Origin of the sequence: Pseudoalteromonas sp. SG45-1 (assembly GCF_014164135.1) — a bacterium.
GTDB lineage: Bacteria > Pseudomonadota > Gammaproteobacteria > Enterobacterales > Alteromonadaceae > Pseudoalteromonas > Pseudoalteromonas distincta.
Genome location: NZ_JACJEP010000016.1, coordinates 37,612 through 54,734, shown reverse-complemented (window position 1 = coordinate 54,734; position 17,123 = coordinate 37,612). Strand labels below are relative to the sequence as shown.

Genomic DNA, 17,123 nt, shown 5'->3' with positions numbered 1-17,123 from the left:
CTCTTAAAGCAAGCTATTTTACTTGCTTTAAGATGGTTGGGTCGGGAGCAAATCAATTCAACTAAAAGAGCGCCCTAGTGAGGGTGCTCAATGTTTTCTAATACCTCACTGAAAGAGTGAGCAATAGGTGAGATATGTACAGGAATATGTAATGTTTTAGCTATTTGGCGAGCTGAAATTAAACCACAAATTTCGTTACTCGCTGTTGTAACTAATAAAAACATTGTGCCCTGATGCTCCATCGTTTGCAGCGCATCACCAATGCATGCGTAGCTTAAGCTTTGCATACTTACACCTGTAAGGCGGTTAACTGGTGTCATGATGTCACGTAAGCTTACTTCGCTTCGTTGCATATTTAAGCGCTCTGCAATAATAGTAATTTTAGAGCTTTGTAAATCGGCGCTAGAAACTAGGCCAATTAATTTTTGGTGTTCGTCTGTTACTAAAACAAAGTCAGATTGTTGTGCACTTACTTGTTTAAGTGCATCTGTAATCGTTGTTCCATGCTCTGCACGAATAGGTGTTTTTTGAGTAAAGTTATTCACCATTTTTAGCGCTGGAGAAGATAAATCGATTAATGGTTGATCATCTGCAAATGTGCTAGCAATAACGCCATGAGAAATATTTTGGGTACGTAATTCTTTAAAGTTAGACATAGTAGTCACCTTAGTAGTTATAAAATTTAATTAAGTTGTAAAATAATGAATTAAATTAAATAGCTAGGTGGTCCGCGTTGGTATGCAGTGCTAAAAGGTCTGTTTAGATTAGTGCTCTTATAAAAAGAATCTACGACATTAGGAAGTGGTTGAGGCGACCTAAAGGTAATAGTGTTAACGTGAGAGTCCACGTCAAAATCGAGGTTTGCTTGGTCAGGAATATCACAAGTAATAAAGTGATTAGATAGTTTAGCGTTATCAAGGTTTACGTCAGTGTTGCTGGCATGCAGCGTCAAACTTACACTCATTAAAAGTGCAAACAATACGGCATTACTAAATATGCGCTGTACCATGTTTGACATAATCACGACCTTAATTAACTGCTTTCAAATTAAACAAATCAACTTGAATAATTCAGTTATAGCTTATTGCTTTAATTTACACAATCAAAAGTTAACATGATCTGAATCAAAACTTTTTATTTCTTTTTTTGGTAATCGATACTGTTTACATACCACTGCTTTTTTCCTTGAGGTGTGGTCACTTCAAATTCGTCATCTACTTGTTTTTTAATCAACGCACGCGCCATAGGTGAGTCTATTGATATGTAATCTTTACGGTCGTAAATTTCATCAGGACCTACAATTCTGAACCTTTTAACTTCACCTTCTTCGTTTTCAATTTCAACCCATGCACCAAAAAATACTTTTCCATCTTGCACGGGAGAGTAGTCAATAATTTTTAAATCAGGTATGCGTTTGCGTAAGTAGCGTACACGACGGTCAATTTGGCGTAGCAAACGCTTGTTATATTGATAGTCTGCGTTCTCAGAGCGATCTCCGAGGCTGGCTGCCCAGCTTACTATTTTTGTTACTTCTGGGCGTTTTACGTTCCATAGTTGATCGTGTTCTTGTTGTAATTGCAAGTAACCTTCGCGGGTAACTAAATTTGTTTTCATGGCCAATTCTTTATTAACTCTAATGGTGTGCACGTTATTAAATTTGCCAAAATTTGTCGAGCGTAAAATTTAATAAAGTACGAGTAAGGAAGCTTTGAAATGTTCAGTAACAATCTAAGCAAGTAATTAGTTTTTGATTATTAAGTTTTTCATTTATATTAACTAGTAATTGGATATAAAAATAAGAAAGAGATTATGGGACACGAGACCACAAAAGTATTAGTTGTTGATGACGATATGCGCTTACGCAGTTTGCTTGAACGTTACTTAGTAGAGCAAGGCTTTATTGTTAGAACCGCAGGAAACTCGGAGCAAATGGATAGACTCCTAGAGCGTGAAAACTTTCACTTAATGGTTCTCGATTTAATGCTTCCAGGCGAGGATGGTTTATCTATTTGCCGCCGACTACGCCAAAAAGAAAATGAAATTCCTATTGTTATGCTTACTGCAAAGGGCGACGAAGTAGACCGTATTATTGGTCTTGAACTTGGCGCTGACGATTACATTCCAAAACCATTTAATCCACGTGAGCTACTTGCTCGCATAAAAGCAATTTTACGCCGCCGCGCAAAAGAAGTGCCAGGTGCTCCAGCTGCTGAAGAAAACTTAATTGCTTTTGGTAAATTTACGCTTAATTTAGCAACGCGCGAAATGAGTGAAGGGGATAAAACAATATCGCTTACCAGTGGTGAGTTTGCAGTGCTTAAAGCGCTTGTTTCGCATCCGCGTGAGCCACTTAGCCGCGATAAGCTAATGAACTTGGCGCGTGGACGTGATTACAGTGCGCTTGAGCGAAGTATTGATGTGCAAGTGTCGCGACTTCGCCGCATGATTGAAGTAGATGCTGCTAATCCTCGATATATTCAAACCGTTTGGGGTTTGGGGTATGTGTTTGTTCCCGACGGTGAAAAGTAATATTTATGGGCATGTTTCCGCGCAGTGCTTTTGGGCAAACTGTTTTTTTAGTGGCGGCTTTGTTGCTAATAAATCAAATAGTGTCTTATGTTACGGTTAGTTTTTATGTTGTAAAACCAACTATTGAGCAAGTTAACTTGATGCTTGCTAAGCAAATTAAAACGGTATTTATTGACTGGGAAGATGGCGTTGAAATAAACGACGAAGTATCTGCGAAGTTTTTTGAAATTACCGGCATCGAAGTGATGACGCAGCGCGAAGCAATGCGTCAAGGGCTTGGACAAAGCCGCGAATATTCTATGCTATCGCGTAGTATGACTGAGCAACTTGGTGGTTATTCTCGTGTACGTATTAGCCAAACTGATCCATTGATTTATTGGGTTGAAGCACCGCAAGCGCCAGGTTATTGGGTAAAAGTACCGCTTAAAGGTTTTAAAGAGAATAACTTAGAGTTTTTAACTTTTTACTTATCAAGTATTGGCTTTTTAAGTGTGCTGGGTGGGTGGTTGTTTGCAAGGCACCTTAATAGGCCATTAAAAGCACTGCAACAAGCTGCAGTGAAAGTAGGTAAAGGCGATTTTTCTACCAAATTAGAAGAAGAAGGCTCAACAGAAGTAATAGAAGTAACGCGCGCGTTTAATCAAATGTCGCGCGGAATTGCCGCACTTGAAAACGACCGCCGGTTACTAATGGCTGGTGTATCGCATGATTTACGTACGCCGCTTACGCGTATCCGTTTAGCCACCGAAATGATGGTTGATGAAGATGACTATCTTCGCGAAGGTATTATTTACGATATAGAAGATATGAACGGGATTATCGATCAGTTTATTGAGTATTTACGCCACCATAAACGTGAAGAACTAAGCTGCGAAGATATAAACGCCTTAGTTGCTGAGGTTGTCCATTCAGAGCTACAACACCAGCGCACAATCATATTTAAGAGCAACCCAAGCATAGGCAAAATTCCATTGAGCTCTGTGGCTATTAAGCGCGTAATTACAAATATGATAGGTAATGCATTGCGTTACTCTGAGGATGATATTGAAGTCCTGAGTTACTTTAATTCAAATAAAAAATACGTAGTTATTGCAGTTAACGATAAGGGTCCTGGTATACCTGAAAGCGAGCTTGAATCTGTATTTGAACCTTTTAAGCAAGGGGATGCAGCGCGTGGCAGCGAAGGCAGTGGGTTAGGCCTTGCCATTATTAAACGCATTATTGATATGCACGACGGTAAAGTGAAATTAGAAAACCGCTCTGAGGGTGGCTTAAGTGCACAAATTTATTTACCGATTAAGGCGCTTAACTCTGCACAGTAAACTGTGCAGAGTTACTTACTCAATTACTTAAAGTGCTTTAAAGCGAATGGCTGTGCCACCGCTGGTAGCTAGTTTAAGCGTTAGTTTATCGTTTGTGGTGACTACGCGCTTTTCGATATTTAAATCATATGGATTATTTTTCCACTCTGCGTTTTTACCGTCTTGATAAATTTGCGCTTCAAACTTTTTACCTTGCTCTAAAAAGTCGAGTTTTACTTCAATAGTACGGGCTTTTTCGTCAGTTACGGCGCCTAAGTACCAATCATTACCTGTGTATTTGTCGCGTTTTCGCTCTTTACGAGCAAATACAATAAAGTCGCCCACTTCGCCATCAAGGGCAATACTTTGCTGCCAATCTGTAGGTACGTCTTGTATAAATTGAAATGCGTCAGGCTTAGCTAAATAATTTTTAGGTAAATCAGCAGCCATTTGAATCGGACTATATAGCACAACATAAAGCGCAAGCTGTTTTGCAAGCGTGGTTTGTGGGCGATTTGTATCATCCCCTAAACCATTAAAGCTCATATCAAAAATACCCGGTGTAAAGTCCATAGGGCCAGAAAGCATACGTGTAAAAGCAAGCATCGGTACGTGTTCAGGTGGGTTAGGAGGCGACCCCCATGCATTATACTCTTGCCCACGTGCACCTTCGCGCGCAATCCAATTAGGGTAGGTACGGCGCAGGCCAGTATCTTTAATAGGCTCGTGGGTGTTTATGCTAATTTTATGTTTAGCAGCCAGCTTTACGTTGTATAAATATTCGTTAACCATAAATTGGCCATCATGCCATTCATGGCGTGCAATACCGTTTTTGTCTATACGTTTTATATTACCGCCATCGGCTACGTAACCTGTTTTAACTTGGCTTACGTTTGATTTTTCGTAAAGGGCAAAAGCATCTTCCATTTGGTCATGGTAATTACTTACATTACCTGATGTTTCGTGATGACCAATGAGTTGTACGCTTTTTTGTTTGCCGTATTGAGTGAGGGCTTTTATGTCAAAGTCATCGTAAGGCTTTGTAAAATTAAATACATCACCGTTAAAATACCAATCCCCGTCCCAGCCTTCATTCCAACCTTCTACTAGCACACCGTCAAATCCGTACTCAGCCGCAAAGTCCATGTAGTACTTAGTGGTTTGTGTTGTAGCTCCGTGTTTTTTACCACTGCCCCAGGTTTGTGTGTTTATGTGCATGCCCCACCAAATACCTACGTATTTTCCTGGTTTTACCCACGAGACATCACCGAGTTTATTAGGCTCATTTAAATTTAATATAATGTCTGAATTAACTAAACCCACGGCGCTATCGGCAATTTGAATGGTACGCCAAGGAGTATTAAACGCACCTTGTTTTTTAACCGCAATACCGTCTGACCAGGGTGTTAAATCAGCCGTAAACGTACCTGGGCGGCGCTGATTAAGTACCATACCTGCGTAATCAACAAGGGCAGCTTCATGAATGCTTACGTGAGTGCCATCATTTGTTTTAAACGTAAATGGTGTGTGGGCTAACGCCGCTTCGTTAAGCGCGGTGGTGTTGTAAACGTACTCATAACGGTTCCAACCACGAGCGGGGATCCACCAAGCTTTAGCATTTTGACTATCATTTATTGCAAACTCAGTTAGTTCTTTAGTTATATATGTTTGCTCAAAGCCTGCTTGTTTAGGTACTTCGTATCTAAAGCCTACACCACTATTAAATGCGCGAAAACGAATAGTATAAGTGCCTGAGTTAGATTCTTTTTTTGTAAAGGTAACAGCTACTTCGTTATGTTTATCTGTGACTGTTTGGCGCTCTCCCCATGGCTGTTGCCACTGTGAGTCTACGCTTTGCTGCTTGATATCTTTAATTTTAAAGCCATCACTAAACGCAGCTTGAGTCTTAAATTCAAATCCAAGCAGTGATTTATTTATAACAGGATTATTTTTAAATTCTATTGAGTAGCTTGGTGTGGTGTTTTCATCAGAGATGCTTACTGTTATTTGTGTGTCTGGCGATTTTAGCTCTACAGTTTGTCCGTAGCTATTACTAGCAAAGGCTAAAAGCACAAGTGCAGGGATTCTCATGGTGTGTCCTTAGATGAGTCGGTGGTGATATTTAAGGATAATGACTGTTGATGATTAATACGACTGCCTACATACGTATTCAATGTTTTAAAAAATAGAAAGAATTTAGTGGTTTAATCGGTCTATAATGTAAACAAATTGATAATAGCGACAAGAAAATGATAAAAAGCTTACTTTGTGTATTTTTACTAAGTGTTAGTACTGGAGTTTTTGCAGCAAATATAACAATTAAAAATGCTAATAATGGCCCATTACCTAATGCTGTTGTGTGGCTAACTGCAGGAGATTCCTATGGCGTTATTCCTCCAGAAGCACCTTATGCGATGACCCAGCAAAATCGAGAATTTAAGCCGCGTATTTTAGTTGTCCCACAAAATGCAAAGGTAGAGTTTCCGAATGGGGACTCAATCATGCATCACGTTTATTCATTTTCTAAAGCTAAAACATTTGAATTAAAGCTATATAAGGAGCACCCAAAAGCGCCCATTACTTTTGATCAAACAGGGGTCGTTGAGCTTGGCTGTAACATTCATGATTGGATGTTAGGTTATATTGTAGTGGTCGATAGTACTATTTTTGCAATCACTGATGAAAATGGTCATGTTGATTTAAATGCCAATGTAGGCGAATACACGTTAAGTGTTTGGCATTCTGGGTTTAGTGATATTAGTAAGGTTGAATCTCAAACTATTACTGTGGCTACTAACCCGATCACTTATAGAGTAAAGCAGGAAATTGCGGAGCAAATTGACTTTGCTACGGATGAATTTGATGACTATTAATCGTTTAACGAGGCTGATATTTTTAGCCGGTGCTTTATGTTTTAGTAATGCATTGTATGCACAAGTAAAAGGCTTGATACAAATTAGAGCCGTGCAGGGTGACGATACACGTAGCTTCCAAGAGGGCGGCCTTGGGCTATATCGGCACGATACTAAAAGCGACGAACTTATTTTATCCCAAGGTATTTTAGATTTTAATGTTGATTTAGCATCTAGTTGGTCGGCTCATGGGGTGTTAAATGCGAATCAAGATCCTGACGTTGGCCTTGGTTTTACGCAAGCTTATATAAAGTATCAGCCGCTATCTAACAGCAACTATAAATGGCATGTGCGTGTAGGGGGCTTTTATCCACTTATGTCGCTTGAAAACCCTGATATAGGATGGACTTCTCCTTATAACTATACAAACTCAGCTATTAATAGCTGGATAGGCGAGGAAGTACGCACTGTTGGCGCAGAGGTAACTATTAAGCGCCCAGCAAAACGTTTTAACAGCGCTCATAGCTTTAGTTTTGTAGGTGCTACATTTAAAGGCAATGACCCTGCCGGTACTTTACTTGCTTGGCGTGGTTTTGCATTACACGATAGGCAAACTACATTTAACGAAAGTGTTAAATTTGCGCCTGTAGCGGCATTAAATACGTATGAATTACGCTGGCAAGCTAATCAGGTTTTACCGTTTGAAGAAGTAGACGGACGTTTTGGCTATTACGCTGGCGTACACTGGGATTACTTAAAAAAATCACAATTTCGAATTTATTATTACAACAATAACGGTGACCCAACCACACTTAATATTAGTACAGGGCAGTATGCTTGGGATACTCGCTTTACAAGCGCCGCTTGGCTTTATAAGTTTAATAATAAAACCCGCTTTATAGCACAGGTACTTAATGGTAAAACCGAAATGGGCGCTAATGCTTTAATAGATAATGCCTTTTACAGCCATTATTTAATGTTAAGCCATAAAGAAGGCAAGCATCGAGTTTCTGTACGCTACGATTACTTTAAAGTGACAGATAACGACACTACTGCGTTTGATCCTAATGCAAGCAATGGGGAAGGTTTAACCGCAACATGGCGCTACCAGCTCACTAATAAACTACAAATAGGGGTTGAAGGTTCGGCACTTAAAAGTGTTGCAAAAAATAGAGAGCCAATTGGATTTAATGAACGAATCTCGCAGCAGCAAATAATGCTAAACGCTCAATGGCGATTTTAGGTTTTATAAACTAGATTTATTATCAAAAAGGTAGGTATTAAATATGGTTTTTTTTGGAGTAATTAATGAATTTGAATAGTATCCGCGTCAAAGTCTCTTTTCCTATTGTTATTTTAGGTATTGCTATCTTGTCGTTAATTATTGGGTATTCATACTTAATTAACTTACAAAAAAATGCATTAGATGTGCAATCCGATAAATTTATTAAGGCTGTGTCTCTTGCTTTGAGTGCCGACAGGGATTTGTATCAAGCAAAGGTTGCTGAGTTAAATTTAGTCGCACATAACGACAATAAAGAAGCTTATTTGCAAAAGCATAAAGAAAATGCCGAGCAAGTAACACAAAGGTTAGAGCAGTACTTAACTTTGTTATCGGATTATCCAAAAGCTATAAATGGGCTTCGCGGTTTTGATGGTGCTTATAATACTTGGTTAAACGCTTCACTGGCCTATATGAATGATAAAACAAATCTAAAAAAACAGTCTCAATCAGAAAAAGCATTTGACGAATTAAGAGCTACGCTTGATCAAGCTGGTGAATTAGCAGAGCAAACATCGGTTGAAGAAGTTCAAAAACTATCAGACACAATTGCTTCAACTAAGTTAACTATGCTTATTTTTGTCATATTAATTTTATTAGTGGCGTGTTGGTTTAGTTATCTTATTCCTAAGCAATTAACGCAGCAAATTAACTATGTAACTTCTCGTATTGACGATATAGCCTCTGGTGATGGCGATTTAACTGGTAGGATCGCTATAACGTCTAAAGATGAGTTTTCTGAACTTGCAACGCAGTTCAATCGTTTTCTCGACAACTTACAGCAATTAATTCGCGATATTTTAGAGCAATCAAAAGAGCTAAGTGAATTAGGTGGTGAGTTAAGTCAGGTTGCAAATAAAAACAATGCGGTAAATCAAACGCTCAGCCAAGCTTCTGAGTCGATAGTAAGTGCAGTGCATGAGATGAGTGTAGCAAGTAGAGAAGTTGCAGGTGTTGCTCAGCAATCATCAACAGAAGCTGATAAATCGTTAAATTTAGCTCAGCAAGGATTAACAGCGGTTGCGCACTCTAGTTCTCGTATTATTTCTTTGTCGCAAAATATGGAGCAAGCTATGGCGCGCTCTACAGAGCTACAACAAAGCTCTGATAACATTGCCAAAGTACTTGAGGTTATTCGTGCCATTGCAGAGCAAACAAACCTACTGGCGCTCAATGCTGCTATTGAAGCCGCGCGAGCTGGTGAATATGGCAGAGGTTTTGCTGTGGTAGCAGATGAAGTAAGAACATTGGCTACACGCACGCAAGTTAGCACAAACGATATTCAAAAAATGATAGAGCAATTTGCAACGAGCGTAGAACAATCAATTAAAGCGATAGATGAAGGTAAGCAATTTGCAGATGATGCGGTTGGCTCGTTTAGTCAAACTAATGATGTGCTTAATGCAATGCAAAGCTCGTCTACTAAAGTAAATGATATGGCGATGCAAACAGCGCAAGCGACTGAAGAGCAGACAACGGTTGCAGATGAAATAAGTCAAAACCTATCATCATTAAACGATCAAACTTTAGAAGGGGGGGCGCTTGCTCGAACTACTGAGGATGTATCTAAAAAAATGGAACAATTGACTGATGAGCTAAATCACTTAGTGCATCGATTTAAAGTTTAAATAAACTGATTATTTGGTTAGATAGCTCTTTAAGGTTTTGAAATATAACTGTACTTATGTTGTTTGCCAGCTCGAGTTCAGTTTGAATAGTCATTATAAATATAAAAAGGGACTTTAAAAGTCCCTTTTTTAATGCAATTTTAACCTTGAGAAGTCAACAAAGCCTAAAGTGAATTAGTATTATTTTTTATCAAAAGCGCGTTTCATGTAGTTAGGTGTAGCGAGTGCACCATGATGAATACCACTGTTGTAGTATTCACTTTGCTCAGCTATTTGTGCTGCGCCGTCTTCTCTAAAACCGTCAAATGCTTGTGATTTACGTGCAAGTGTTACCGACCATAAACCGCTTGGGTAAATTGGTTGCGGGAATGGCAGTGTTTGTAAATCGTTAAAGCCTACGCTTAGCATTGCTTCGCGCATTTCAACTAATAATGGCATATGCATAAGAGGTGATTCGCTTTGTTGTACTAAAACACCACCTGGGCGCAGTGCATCTAAACAGCTTGTGTAAAACGCATGATTAAATAAACCTTCACCTGGACCCACCGGATCGGTGCCATCAACAATAACCACGTCGATAGATTCGCCAGCGGCTTCGCGCATGTATTTAATACCGTCGTCAAACATAACCGTTGCACGGGCGTCGTTGTTAGATTCACAAAGCTCTGGGAAGTATTTTAACGACATTTGCGTTACTACTTCGTCTATATCTATTTGCGTTACAGTTTCTACGCCTGGGTGTTTTAATACTTCGCGTAAAGTACCGCAGTCGCCGCCGCCAATAATAACGACGTTTTTAGGGTTTGGGTGCGCTAAAAGTGCAGGGTGGCTGATCATCTCATGGTAAAAGAAGTTTTCGCGGGTTGTTACCATAGTACACCCGTCGATGATCATTAAATTACCAAAGTCTGTGGTTTCAAACATTTCTACCTTTTGAAAAGGAGACTGTTTTTCATCTAACTTTTTATTAATACGTAATGAAAATGCGCTGCCATCGCGGTCGCTAATTTCAGTAAACCACTTACTTTGATCTAAATTTGCCATAGTTACTATTACACTTTTTTAGGTTGAGTATGAAAAAGGGGCAATTCTGCCAGTGCTTGGCGTTTTGCTCAATGACATTTTAACTGATTTGACGAATAAAGTTAGTTAGGAGTGAGTGAAAGTTCAATTTTTGTTAGCCTAGTGGATAGTGACGTATTAAAATGCGCCTTTATACCTAATTGACTAAAGAAGACTTGCCATGACCTGGGGTTTAGAAACAGCACGCGCCACTTATAACGTTGCTCATTGGAGTGATGGTTATTTTGATATTAACGCACAAGGCGAACTGGTGGCTTACCCAGATGGCGACCAAACAAAACCGGCCATTTCTTTAACGCAATTAACTGAGCAGTTTAAGCAACAAGGTTTAACGTTGCCGGTTTTAGTACGCTTTACTGATATTTTAAAAAATCGTGTAGACACACTTACTAACGCGTTTACGCAAGCGCGAGCAAATCGTGAATATAACGGAAAATACACCTGTGTTTACCCAATAAAAGTAAATCAGCAACGTTCTGTAGTAAGTAAGCTATTAGCGCATCCAAGCGGGCTTGTTGGCCTAGAAGCAGGCTCAAAGCCAGAACTTATGGCTATTTTGGGCGTAGCAAAAGAGCCAATTACTATTGTGTGTAACGGCTATAAAGACAGTGAGTTTTTACGTTTAGCATGTATTGGTCAAGCAATGGGCCACAGCGTAAAAATTGTGGTAGAGAAGCTTTCAGAACTAACCACACTACTTGAAGAAATAGACAACCTAGGCATAGAACCTGCTATTGGTATTCGTATTCGCCTAAACTCAGTAGGCAAAGGCAAGTGGCAAAACACGGGCGGCGAAAAAGGCAAGTTTGGTTTAACGGCAGGCCAAGTACTAAGTGCAGTTGAAGTGCTTAAAAAGCATAATAAGCTGCACTTAATGCAAATGGTGCATTTTCATATTGGTTCTCAAATTGCCAACATTCGTGATATTCACCGTGCTTTGCGTGAATGTGCACGCCACTTTGCTGAGCTTACGCAATTAAATGTACCGTTAAATACCGTTGATGTGGGTGGCGGCTTAGGCGTTGATTACGAGGGCTCTGGCTCACGCAGTGCGTGTTCAATGAACTACACCGTAGAAGAGTACGCGCGTAATGTAGTGAATGCATTTGCAGAGGTGTGCGATCAGCATAACCTTACGCATCCGGCCATTATCACCGAATCGGGGCGCGCTTTAACCGCTCACCATGCGGTATTAATTACCGATGTAATTGACGTAGAAAAAGCGCCCAATCATTTAAATCCAGAGCCACCGCTTGAAAATAGCGCGTTAGTGCTTGATGAAATGTGGCAGTGTTTACAGCGTTTAAACCCGCGTATGGCACTTGAGATTTATCACGACGCTATGCACTTATTTAGCGAAGCGCACGATCAGTACGTGCATGGCTTAGTAAGCATGCTAGAGTGGGCGAAAATAGAGCAGCTTTACTTTACTATTTTACATCGTGTACGTGCATCGCTTAGTAATAATGCGCGCGCGCACCGTGAAGTCCTCGACGATTTAAACGAAAAGCTTGCCGATAAACTCTTTGTTAACTTTTCATTATTTCAGTCATTGCCTGATGTATGGGGTATTCAGCAGTTGTTTCCGGTTATGCCAATCGAAAACTTAACTCAACCATTGACTCAGCGCGCGATTATTCAAGATATTACCTGTGACTCTGACGGGCAAATCCGTGAATACGTTGAAGGTGCTGGTATCGAAACTAGCTTACCCATTCCAGAATATAAACATGGCGAGCAATACCATATTGCGATGTTTATGGTGGGTGCATATCAAGAAATTTTAGGCGATTTACATAACCTATTTGGTGACACTGATTCTGTGCATGTAGAGCTTAACGATGAAGGTTATGTGTTAACCAATGCTATAAAAGGTGATAGCGTTAAGGATGTATTAAAGTTTGTTGACTATGATAGCGCCATTTTAGCTGACAACTTTGCGTACCAAGTTAATAAGCTTGATGTATCAGCGCAGTGTAAAGAAGGTTACTTAGCTGAGCTTAATGCAGGCCTTGAAGGCTATACCTATTTTGAAGATTAATTTGTAAGCAACTGAAAGCGCAGTATTAGTGGCTGCGCAATGTTTAAAGGAATGGAAGTAATGTCAGTTATTCGCGGTGTATTTAGTATTATTTTTTACACAATAAACACACTTTTTTGGTTTGTGCCTATTTTTATTTGTGGGCTTATAAAGCTTATACCTATTAAGCCTCTACAAAAGATTATGAGCTGGGCTGCAAAGCAATTTGCAACAATTTGGGTGACCTTTAATAGCTTAAATCAAAAGTTATTTACGCCAACTAAACTTAATGTAACTGGCCTTGAAGACCTTAAGCTAAAGGATTGGTACCTAGTAATTGCAAATCACCAAAGCTGGGTCGATATTTTAGTATTGCAGCGCGTGTTTAACCGTAAAATTCCATTTTTAAACTTCTTTTTGAAAAAAGAGCTTATTTACGTGCCTATTCTAGGTTTGTGTTGGTGGGCGCTTGATTTTCCGTTTATGACCCGCACGAGTAAAAGCCAATTAAAAAAGAATCCAAAGCTGCGTGGCAAAGACTTAGAAACCACGCGTAAAGCCTGCGAAAAATTTAAAGAGATGCCAGTAAGTGTGGTTAACTTTGTAGAAGGCACTCGTTTTACTACACAAAAGCACGCGCGCCAAAATAGCCCGTTTCCACATTTATTAAAACCAAAAGCGGGCGGTATTGCTTTTGTAATGCAAGCGATGGGCGAGCAAATTACTAAAGTGGTTAACGTTACAATTCATTACCCTGATGGGATTCCTACATTCATGGATTTTGCAGGTGGTAAGGTAAAAAATATCAACGTACACGTGGATGTAAGGCCTGTAAGCGAAGAGCTTATTGGTGACTACACCGGCGATTCTGAATTTAGAGTACGCTTTCAAAGCGAGCTAAATCGTTTATGGGAAAATAAAGAGCAAACATTACAATCGCTCGAAAAACACCCCAAATAAAAGGCAAAAATATGAGCTTACAGTTATGCTAAAAAAGTGGTTACCAAATTGGCTTAACGGCTTAATTGTGGGCTGCGTATTGTTTTCTAATGTAATGCTTTTTGGCTCGCTAGTATTTGTACTAGGGCTTATTAAGTTATTACTGCCTTTGTCTGTTGTTAACTCTTTATTGCACAGCGCTTATCGAGGGTGGTGTAATGGCAATCGGTTTGGCTTGTGGCTAGGTTGTCCTAATATTGTGGTTGATATAAGTGGCGATTTAAATTCAAAAAGTTGGTATTTACTTATATGTAATCACACGAGTTGGTTAGATATAACCGTGCTTAGCTCATTACATGCATTACCAGCCCCTAAGTTTTTTTTAAAAGATGAATTAAAATACGTGCCTTTTATTGGCACTGGTGCGTGGGCTATGGGTATGCCGTTTATGAAACGGGTAAGCAAAGCACAGCTTGCTAAAAACCCAAAATTGAAAGGGTTGGATGTAGAGCGCACAAAGCACAGCTGTCGCAATTTTCGTCACTATCCTACTACCATCGTTAATTTTGTTGAAGGCACACGCTTTACGCCAGCTAAGCATAATCTACAGCAAAGTCCTTTTAAGCACTTATTAAAACCCAAAGCGGGTGGCATTGCTTTTGCGCTTGAAGTGCTAGCCAACCAATTTGATGCCATGCTAAATACAAGTTTAGTGTATAGCGGTAAAACAGATCACGTTTGTCGGAACTTACTCAAAGGCGAGCTAGATTCTATTTATGTTTCAATAGACGTAACGCCCATTAATGACAATATGCAGGGCAGCTATCAAACCGATGACGTATTTAAAGCTAATTTTCAACATTATGTGAATGAGCTATGGGTTGCGAAAGATCAGCAGCTTGCCGATATTTATGCTCAACAAGATTTACCTGAACCACAAATCAGTAAGGAAATTGAAACACTATGACCAACACCCACCTACAGGAGTTAATCGCTCCTTGGTTTGAAAAAGTACCCGATGCGGATTTTCTTAGTTCTATTACCGCAGTTTCAATAGGGATTTTTTCTTTATTAATTGTTTACTTATTTACTCGTAGGTTAATGTTACCAGGCATTCAAAAAGTGGTAACTAAGCTTTCGCCTCAACGTATTGGTTCGTTGTCGCCTATGCTTAATAAGCTTAATAGACGTATTGCAGGTATGCTTTGCAGCGTATTATTTTTGGCGACCTTTGACAGTGTTTATCCGGTTAATGAACTGACCGCTGAAATTTTGAAAACGGTTGGCCAAGCTATACTAATTATTCATGTAGGTTTTATTTTTAGCAGTATTGTAAGTATTGCGGGTTCTATTTATAACCAATTGGAGTTTGCACGCGAAGTCCCTATTCAGGGCTTAATTCAGGTTGTTAAGCTAATCACCTTTATTGTGTGTGCTATTTTAATTGTAAGTATTTTCCTTGAGAAGTCACCCACTTATATTCTCTCTGGCTTTGGTGCTATTGCTGCTGTTACGTTATTAGTATTTAAAGACACTATTTTAGGCTTTGTAGCTAGTATTCAAATCGCAGCAAATCGCCTAGTAACCTATGGTGATTGGATTCAAGTAGAAAACTACGGCGCCGATGGCGAAGTAATTGATTTGGGTTTAAACACTGTGAAAGTACGTAACTGGGATAACACCATAACAACTATTCCAACTTATATGCTAGTTGCGGGTTCGTTTAAAAACTGGCGCGGTATGCAAGAGTCGGGCGGTAGACGTATTAAGCGTTCACTTAATATAGATATGCACAGTATTTGTTTAGTAAGTGATGAATTTAGAAAGCAAATAGATGCGGCTATTCCGTTGCATGATTACATTCGAGTGACGACATTACCCGCTCAAGTTTCTAATTTAGGGCTGTTTCGTCGTTATGCTGAGGGCTATTTAAAGCAGCACAGTAAAATTAATACGTCGCTTACGTTAATGGTACGAGAGCTACAACCAATGAACCACGGGTTACCGATTGAGTTTTATTGCTTTAGTGAAGACAAACGCTGGATTTCGTACGAGCATCTACAAGCCGAAATAATGGACCATTTACTTGCAGTATTGCCAGTGTTTGGGCTTAGGGCATATCAAAGTGTTAGTGGGCAATTAAGCCCTCCTAACGAGCAACAAACAGATAAGCCAACATTTAGAGTGATGGCAAATAGTGCTGCAAAAGACCCACAGCAATAAATAAAGCTAAGAGCCACCAAATAGGTGGCTTTTTAAATCGCAGCCATGCAAATGTAATTATTACTAACGCAACCTGCCAAAGGTTATACACAGCCGATGTCCAAATTGGTGAATACAATGCGGCCGCTAAAAAACCGACTACCGCTGCATTAAGCGCCGCTATTGAACTTGCAAAACGTGGCTTACTTGCCAAATTAATCCAACTCTTCTGAAACGCCAGTATAAGTAAAAAACCAGGCATAAATATAAGCAGTGTAGCTATAAGGGCACCCACTAAAGGTTGCTCAGAAGTAAGTTGTGCGCCTAAGTAAGTAGCAATAGTAAACATTGGCCCTGGCACTGCCTGTGCACTCGCGTAAGCACTTAAAAACTGATCATCACTCAATGCTGGTACGCCAGCTTGAAGTACCGGCAGTACTACGTGTCCGCCGCCAAACACCATTGCACCCGCTTGGTAAAAAGGGATAAACAAAGCAAACTCATGCCCTAGTGGAATAAAGCTAACCCCAAGTAAGAGCGCAAATAACCCCAGTGCAATCCAATTAATATTACTATTTTTACTGCTAACATCGTCTGCTACTGTGCCAAGTTTTAATAAAGGCCATATAGCACCTACTGTTGCAGCAGTGATTAAAATCGCTATTTGAGTTCCCATCATTGGAAATAACACCAAGGCAAGTGTACTCATTATCGCAAGTAACTTAAGCGCAGCACTTGTACAAAAGCTTTTAGCCATACTAAGTGTTGCATCCGCGACTATAACAACGGCAAATAACTTTAAGCCTGCAATAATTGCAAAGTAAACAGCGTCAAACTGATGGGCACTAACCGCAAGCAGCACCATTATTAAAAACGAAGGCAAGGTAAAGCCTACAAAAGCAGCTATACCACCCAGTACTCCTGCACGCTCAACACCAATAGCAAAACTAACTTGGCTAGAGCCTGGCCCTGGTAATGCTTGGCTTAAACTAATAAGTTGTGCGTAACGCGTGTTAGTTAGCCAATTTAACGAGTCTACAAAGTGGCGCTTAAAATAGCCTAAATGCGCAGCGGGGCCACCAAAACTCATGCACCCTAGTAAAAAAAATTGTCTAAAAATAGCAATTAACATTGCGCCAATATCCTTTGTAAAATTCATTAAATTGTCACAGCGTAGTATGACATTTTTATTAAAACGGCACATTAGTTTGAGGTCTGTTTAACAATCAAGCAAGATGCGCTGCTTTTAACACTCTCTTCATAGTTTGTTCATACATGTATTTGCAT

The 17,123-nt window shown here is 39.7% G+C and carries 15 protein-coding genes; 9 read left to right on the top strand and 6 right to left on the bottom strand.

The annotated features are described in order from the left end of the window. Positions 1–74 precede the first annotated feature (74 nt). The 3 genes from H5117_RS13895 to greB all read right to left on the bottom strand — a co-directional run bounded on the left by H5117_RS13895 (position 75) and on the right by greB (position 1,614). A complete protein-coding gene (locus tag H5117_RS13895) occupies positions 75–656 on the bottom strand; it encodes a CBS domain-containing protein (protein WP_039489108.1) in 582 nt (193 codons plus the stop codon). 50 nt (positions 657–706) lie between these two features. Then, on the bottom strand, positions 707–1,018 hold the full coding sequence (locus H5117_RS13890; protein ID WP_138489777.1) for a hypothetical protein: 312 nt from the start codon (positions 1,016–1,018) through the stop codon (positions 707–709). Positions 1,019–1,134: 116 nt separating this feature from the next. Then, the gene (gene greB / locus H5117_RS13885; protein WP_182738386.1) at positions 1,135–1,614 is read right to left on the bottom strand and encodes a transcription elongation factor GreB; all 480 of its coding nucleotides are present in this window, start codon (positions 1,612–1,614) and stop codon (positions 1,135–1,137) included. A gap of 195 nt (positions 1,615–1,809) precedes the next feature. On the opposite strand from greB, the gene ompR reads away from it, so the two are divergent. Continuing rightward, complete coding sequence (gene ompR, locus H5117_RS13880) at positions 1,810–2,529, top strand: two-component system response regulator OmpR (RefSeq protein WP_002959552.1); 720 nt, start codon at positions 1,810–1,812, stop codon at positions 2,527–2,529. Positions 2,530–2,534: 5 nt separating this feature from the next. Continuing rightward, complete coding sequence (gene envZ / locus H5117_RS13875; protein ID WP_182738384.1) at positions 2,535–3,851, top strand: two-component system sensor histidine kinase EnvZ; 1,317 nt, start codon at positions 2,535–2,537, stop codon at positions 3,849–3,851. A 27-nt stretch (positions 3,852–3,878) separates the two neighbouring features. On the opposite strand, the gene H5117_RS13870 is transcribed toward envZ, so the two are convergent. After that, positions 3,879–5,921 carry a glycoside hydrolase family 97 protein gene (locus H5117_RS13870; RefSeq protein ID WP_182738382.1) on the bottom strand — a complete coding sequence of 681 codons (2,043 nt, stop codon included), beginning with the start codon at positions 5,919–5,921 and terminating at the stop codon, positions 3,879–3,881. A 158-nt stretch (positions 5,922–6,079) separates the two neighbouring features. Between H5117_RS13870 and H5117_RS13865 the strand changes: the two genes are divergently transcribed. From H5117_RS13865 to H5117_RS13855, 3 genes are all read left to right on the top strand, one after another. Next, positions 6,080–6,703 carry a methylamine utilization protein gene (locus tag H5117_RS13865; RefSeq protein WP_182738380.1) on the top strand — a complete coding sequence of 208 codons (624 nt, stop codon included), beginning with the start codon at positions 6,080–6,082 and terminating at the stop codon, positions 6,701–6,703. Then, positions 6,693–7,925, top strand: a complete 1,233-nt coding sequence (locus H5117_RS13860; RefSeq protein ID WP_104641785.1) for a hypothetical protein — start codon at positions 6,693–6,695, stop codon at positions 7,923–7,925. The genes H5117_RS13865 and H5117_RS13860 overlap by 11 nt, the downstream gene beginning before the upstream one ends. Before the next feature lie 65 nt (positions 7,926–7,990). Further along, positions 7,991–9,592, top strand: a complete 1,602-nt coding sequence (locus H5117_RS13855; protein WP_182738378.1) for a methyl-accepting chemotaxis protein — start codon at positions 7,991–7,993, stop codon at positions 9,590–9,592. A 180-nt stretch (positions 9,593–9,772) separates the two neighbouring features. On the opposite strand, the gene speE is transcribed toward H5117_RS13855, so the two are convergent. Further along, positions 9,773–10,636, bottom strand: coding sequence for a polyamine aminopropyltransferase (gene speE, locus H5117_RS13850; protein ID WP_182712831.1), 864 nt, complete (start codon positions 10,634–10,636; stop codon positions 9,773–9,775). Between the two features lie 199 nt (positions 10,637–10,835). Here speE and speA point away from each other — a divergent pair, with 199 nt between their 5' ends. Genes speA through H5117_RS13830 form a run of 4 tightly spaced genes read left to right on the top strand, consistent with a single transcriptional unit; the run spans position 10,836 to position 15,857 of the window. After that, the gene (gene speA / locus H5117_RS13845) at positions 10,836–12,716 is read left to right on the top strand and encodes a biosynthetic arginine decarboxylase (protein ID WP_002959544.1); all 1,881 of its coding nucleotides are present in this window, start codon (positions 10,836–10,838) and stop codon (positions 12,714–12,716) included. Positions 12,717–12,776: 60 nt separating this feature from the next. Beyond that, positions 12,777–13,655 (top strand): acyltransferase, encoded by an 879-nt coding sequence (locus H5117_RS13840; RefSeq protein WP_182682750.1) that lies wholly within the window; start codon positions 12,777–12,779, stop codon positions 13,653–13,655. Between the two features lie 25 nt (positions 13,656–13,680). After that, positions 13,681–14,601 (top strand): acetyltransferase, encoded by a 921-nt coding sequence (locus H5117_RS13835; RefSeq protein WP_002959541.1) that lies wholly within the window; start codon positions 13,681–13,683, stop codon positions 14,599–14,601. Further along, positions 14,598–15,857, top strand: a complete 1,260-nt coding sequence (locus H5117_RS13830) for a mechanosensitive ion channel family protein (protein WP_039490513.1) — start codon at positions 14,598–14,600, stop codon at positions 15,855–15,857. Before H5117_RS13835 ends, H5117_RS13830 begins: the two co-directional genes overlap by 4 nt. Here H5117_RS13830 and chrA read toward each other — a convergent pair. Further along, positions 15,814–16,968, bottom strand: a complete 1,155-nt coding sequence (gene chrA, locus H5117_RS13825; RefSeq protein WP_182738417.1) for a chromate efflux transporter — start codon at positions 16,966–16,968, stop codon at positions 15,814–15,816. The two genes, H5117_RS13830 and chrA, sit on opposite strands and share 44 nt — an antisense overlap. Positions 16,969–17,123 lie beyond the last annotated feature (155 nt).

What these genes read in the sequence shown, in the direction of transcription:
- H5117_RS13895 (WP_039489108.1), bottom strand. Translation starts at nt 656, where the DNA reads ATGTCTAACTTTAAAGAATTACGTACCCAAAATATTTCTCATGGCGTT.
- H5117_RS13890 (WP_138489777.1), bottom strand. Translation starts at nt 1,018, where the DNA reads ATGTCAAACATGGTACAGCGCATATTTAGTAATGCCGTATTGTTTGCA.
- greB (WP_182738386.1), bottom strand. Translation starts at nt 1,614, where the DNA reads ATGAAAACAAATTTAGTTACCCGCGAAGGTTACTTGCAATTACAACAA.
- ompR (WP_002959552.1), top strand. Translation starts at nt 1,810, where the DNA reads ATGGGACACGAGACCACAAAAGTATTAGTTGTTGATGACGATATGCGC.
- envZ (WP_182738384.1), top strand. Translation starts at nt 2,535, where the DNA reads ATGGGCATGTTTCCGCGCAGTGCTTTTGGGCAAACTGTTTTTTTAGTG.
- H5117_RS13870 (WP_182738382.1), bottom strand. Translation starts at nt 5,921, where the DNA reads ATGAGAATCCCTGCACTTGTGCTTTTAGCCTTTGCTAGTAATAGCTAC.
- H5117_RS13865 (WP_182738380.1), top strand. Translation starts at nt 6,080, where the DNA reads ATGATAAAAAGCTTACTTTGTGTATTTTTACTAAGTGTTAGTACTGGA.
- H5117_RS13860 (WP_104641785.1), top strand. Translation starts at nt 6,693, where the DNA reads ATGACTATTAATCGTTTAACGAGGCTGATATTTTTAGCCGGTGCTTTA.
- H5117_RS13855 (WP_182738378.1), top strand. Translation starts at nt 7,991, where the DNA reads ATGAATTTGAATAGTATCCGCGTCAAAGTCTCTTTTCCTATTGTTATT.
- speE (WP_182712831.1), bottom strand. Translation starts at nt 10,636, where the DNA reads ATGGCAAATTTAGATCAAAGTAAGTGGTTTACTGAAATTAGCGACCGC.
- speA (WP_002959544.1), top strand. Translation starts at nt 10,836, where the DNA reads ATGACCTGGGGTTTAGAAACAGCACGCGCCACTTATAACGTTGCTCAT.
- H5117_RS13840 (WP_182682750.1), top strand. Translation starts at nt 12,777, where the DNA reads ATGTCAGTTATTCGCGGTGTATTTAGTATTATTTTTTACACAATAAAC.
- H5117_RS13835 (WP_002959541.1), top strand. Translation starts at nt 13,681, where the DNA reads ATGCTAAAAAAGTGGTTACCAAATTGGCTTAACGGCTTAATTGTGGGC.
- H5117_RS13830 (WP_039490513.1), top strand. Translation starts at nt 14,598, where the DNA reads ATGACCAACACCCACCTACAGGAGTTAATCGCTCCTTGGTTTGAAAAA.
- chrA (WP_182738417.1), bottom strand. Translation starts at nt 16,968, where the DNA reads ATGTTAATTGCTATTTTTAGACAATTTTTTTTACTAGGGTGCATGAGT.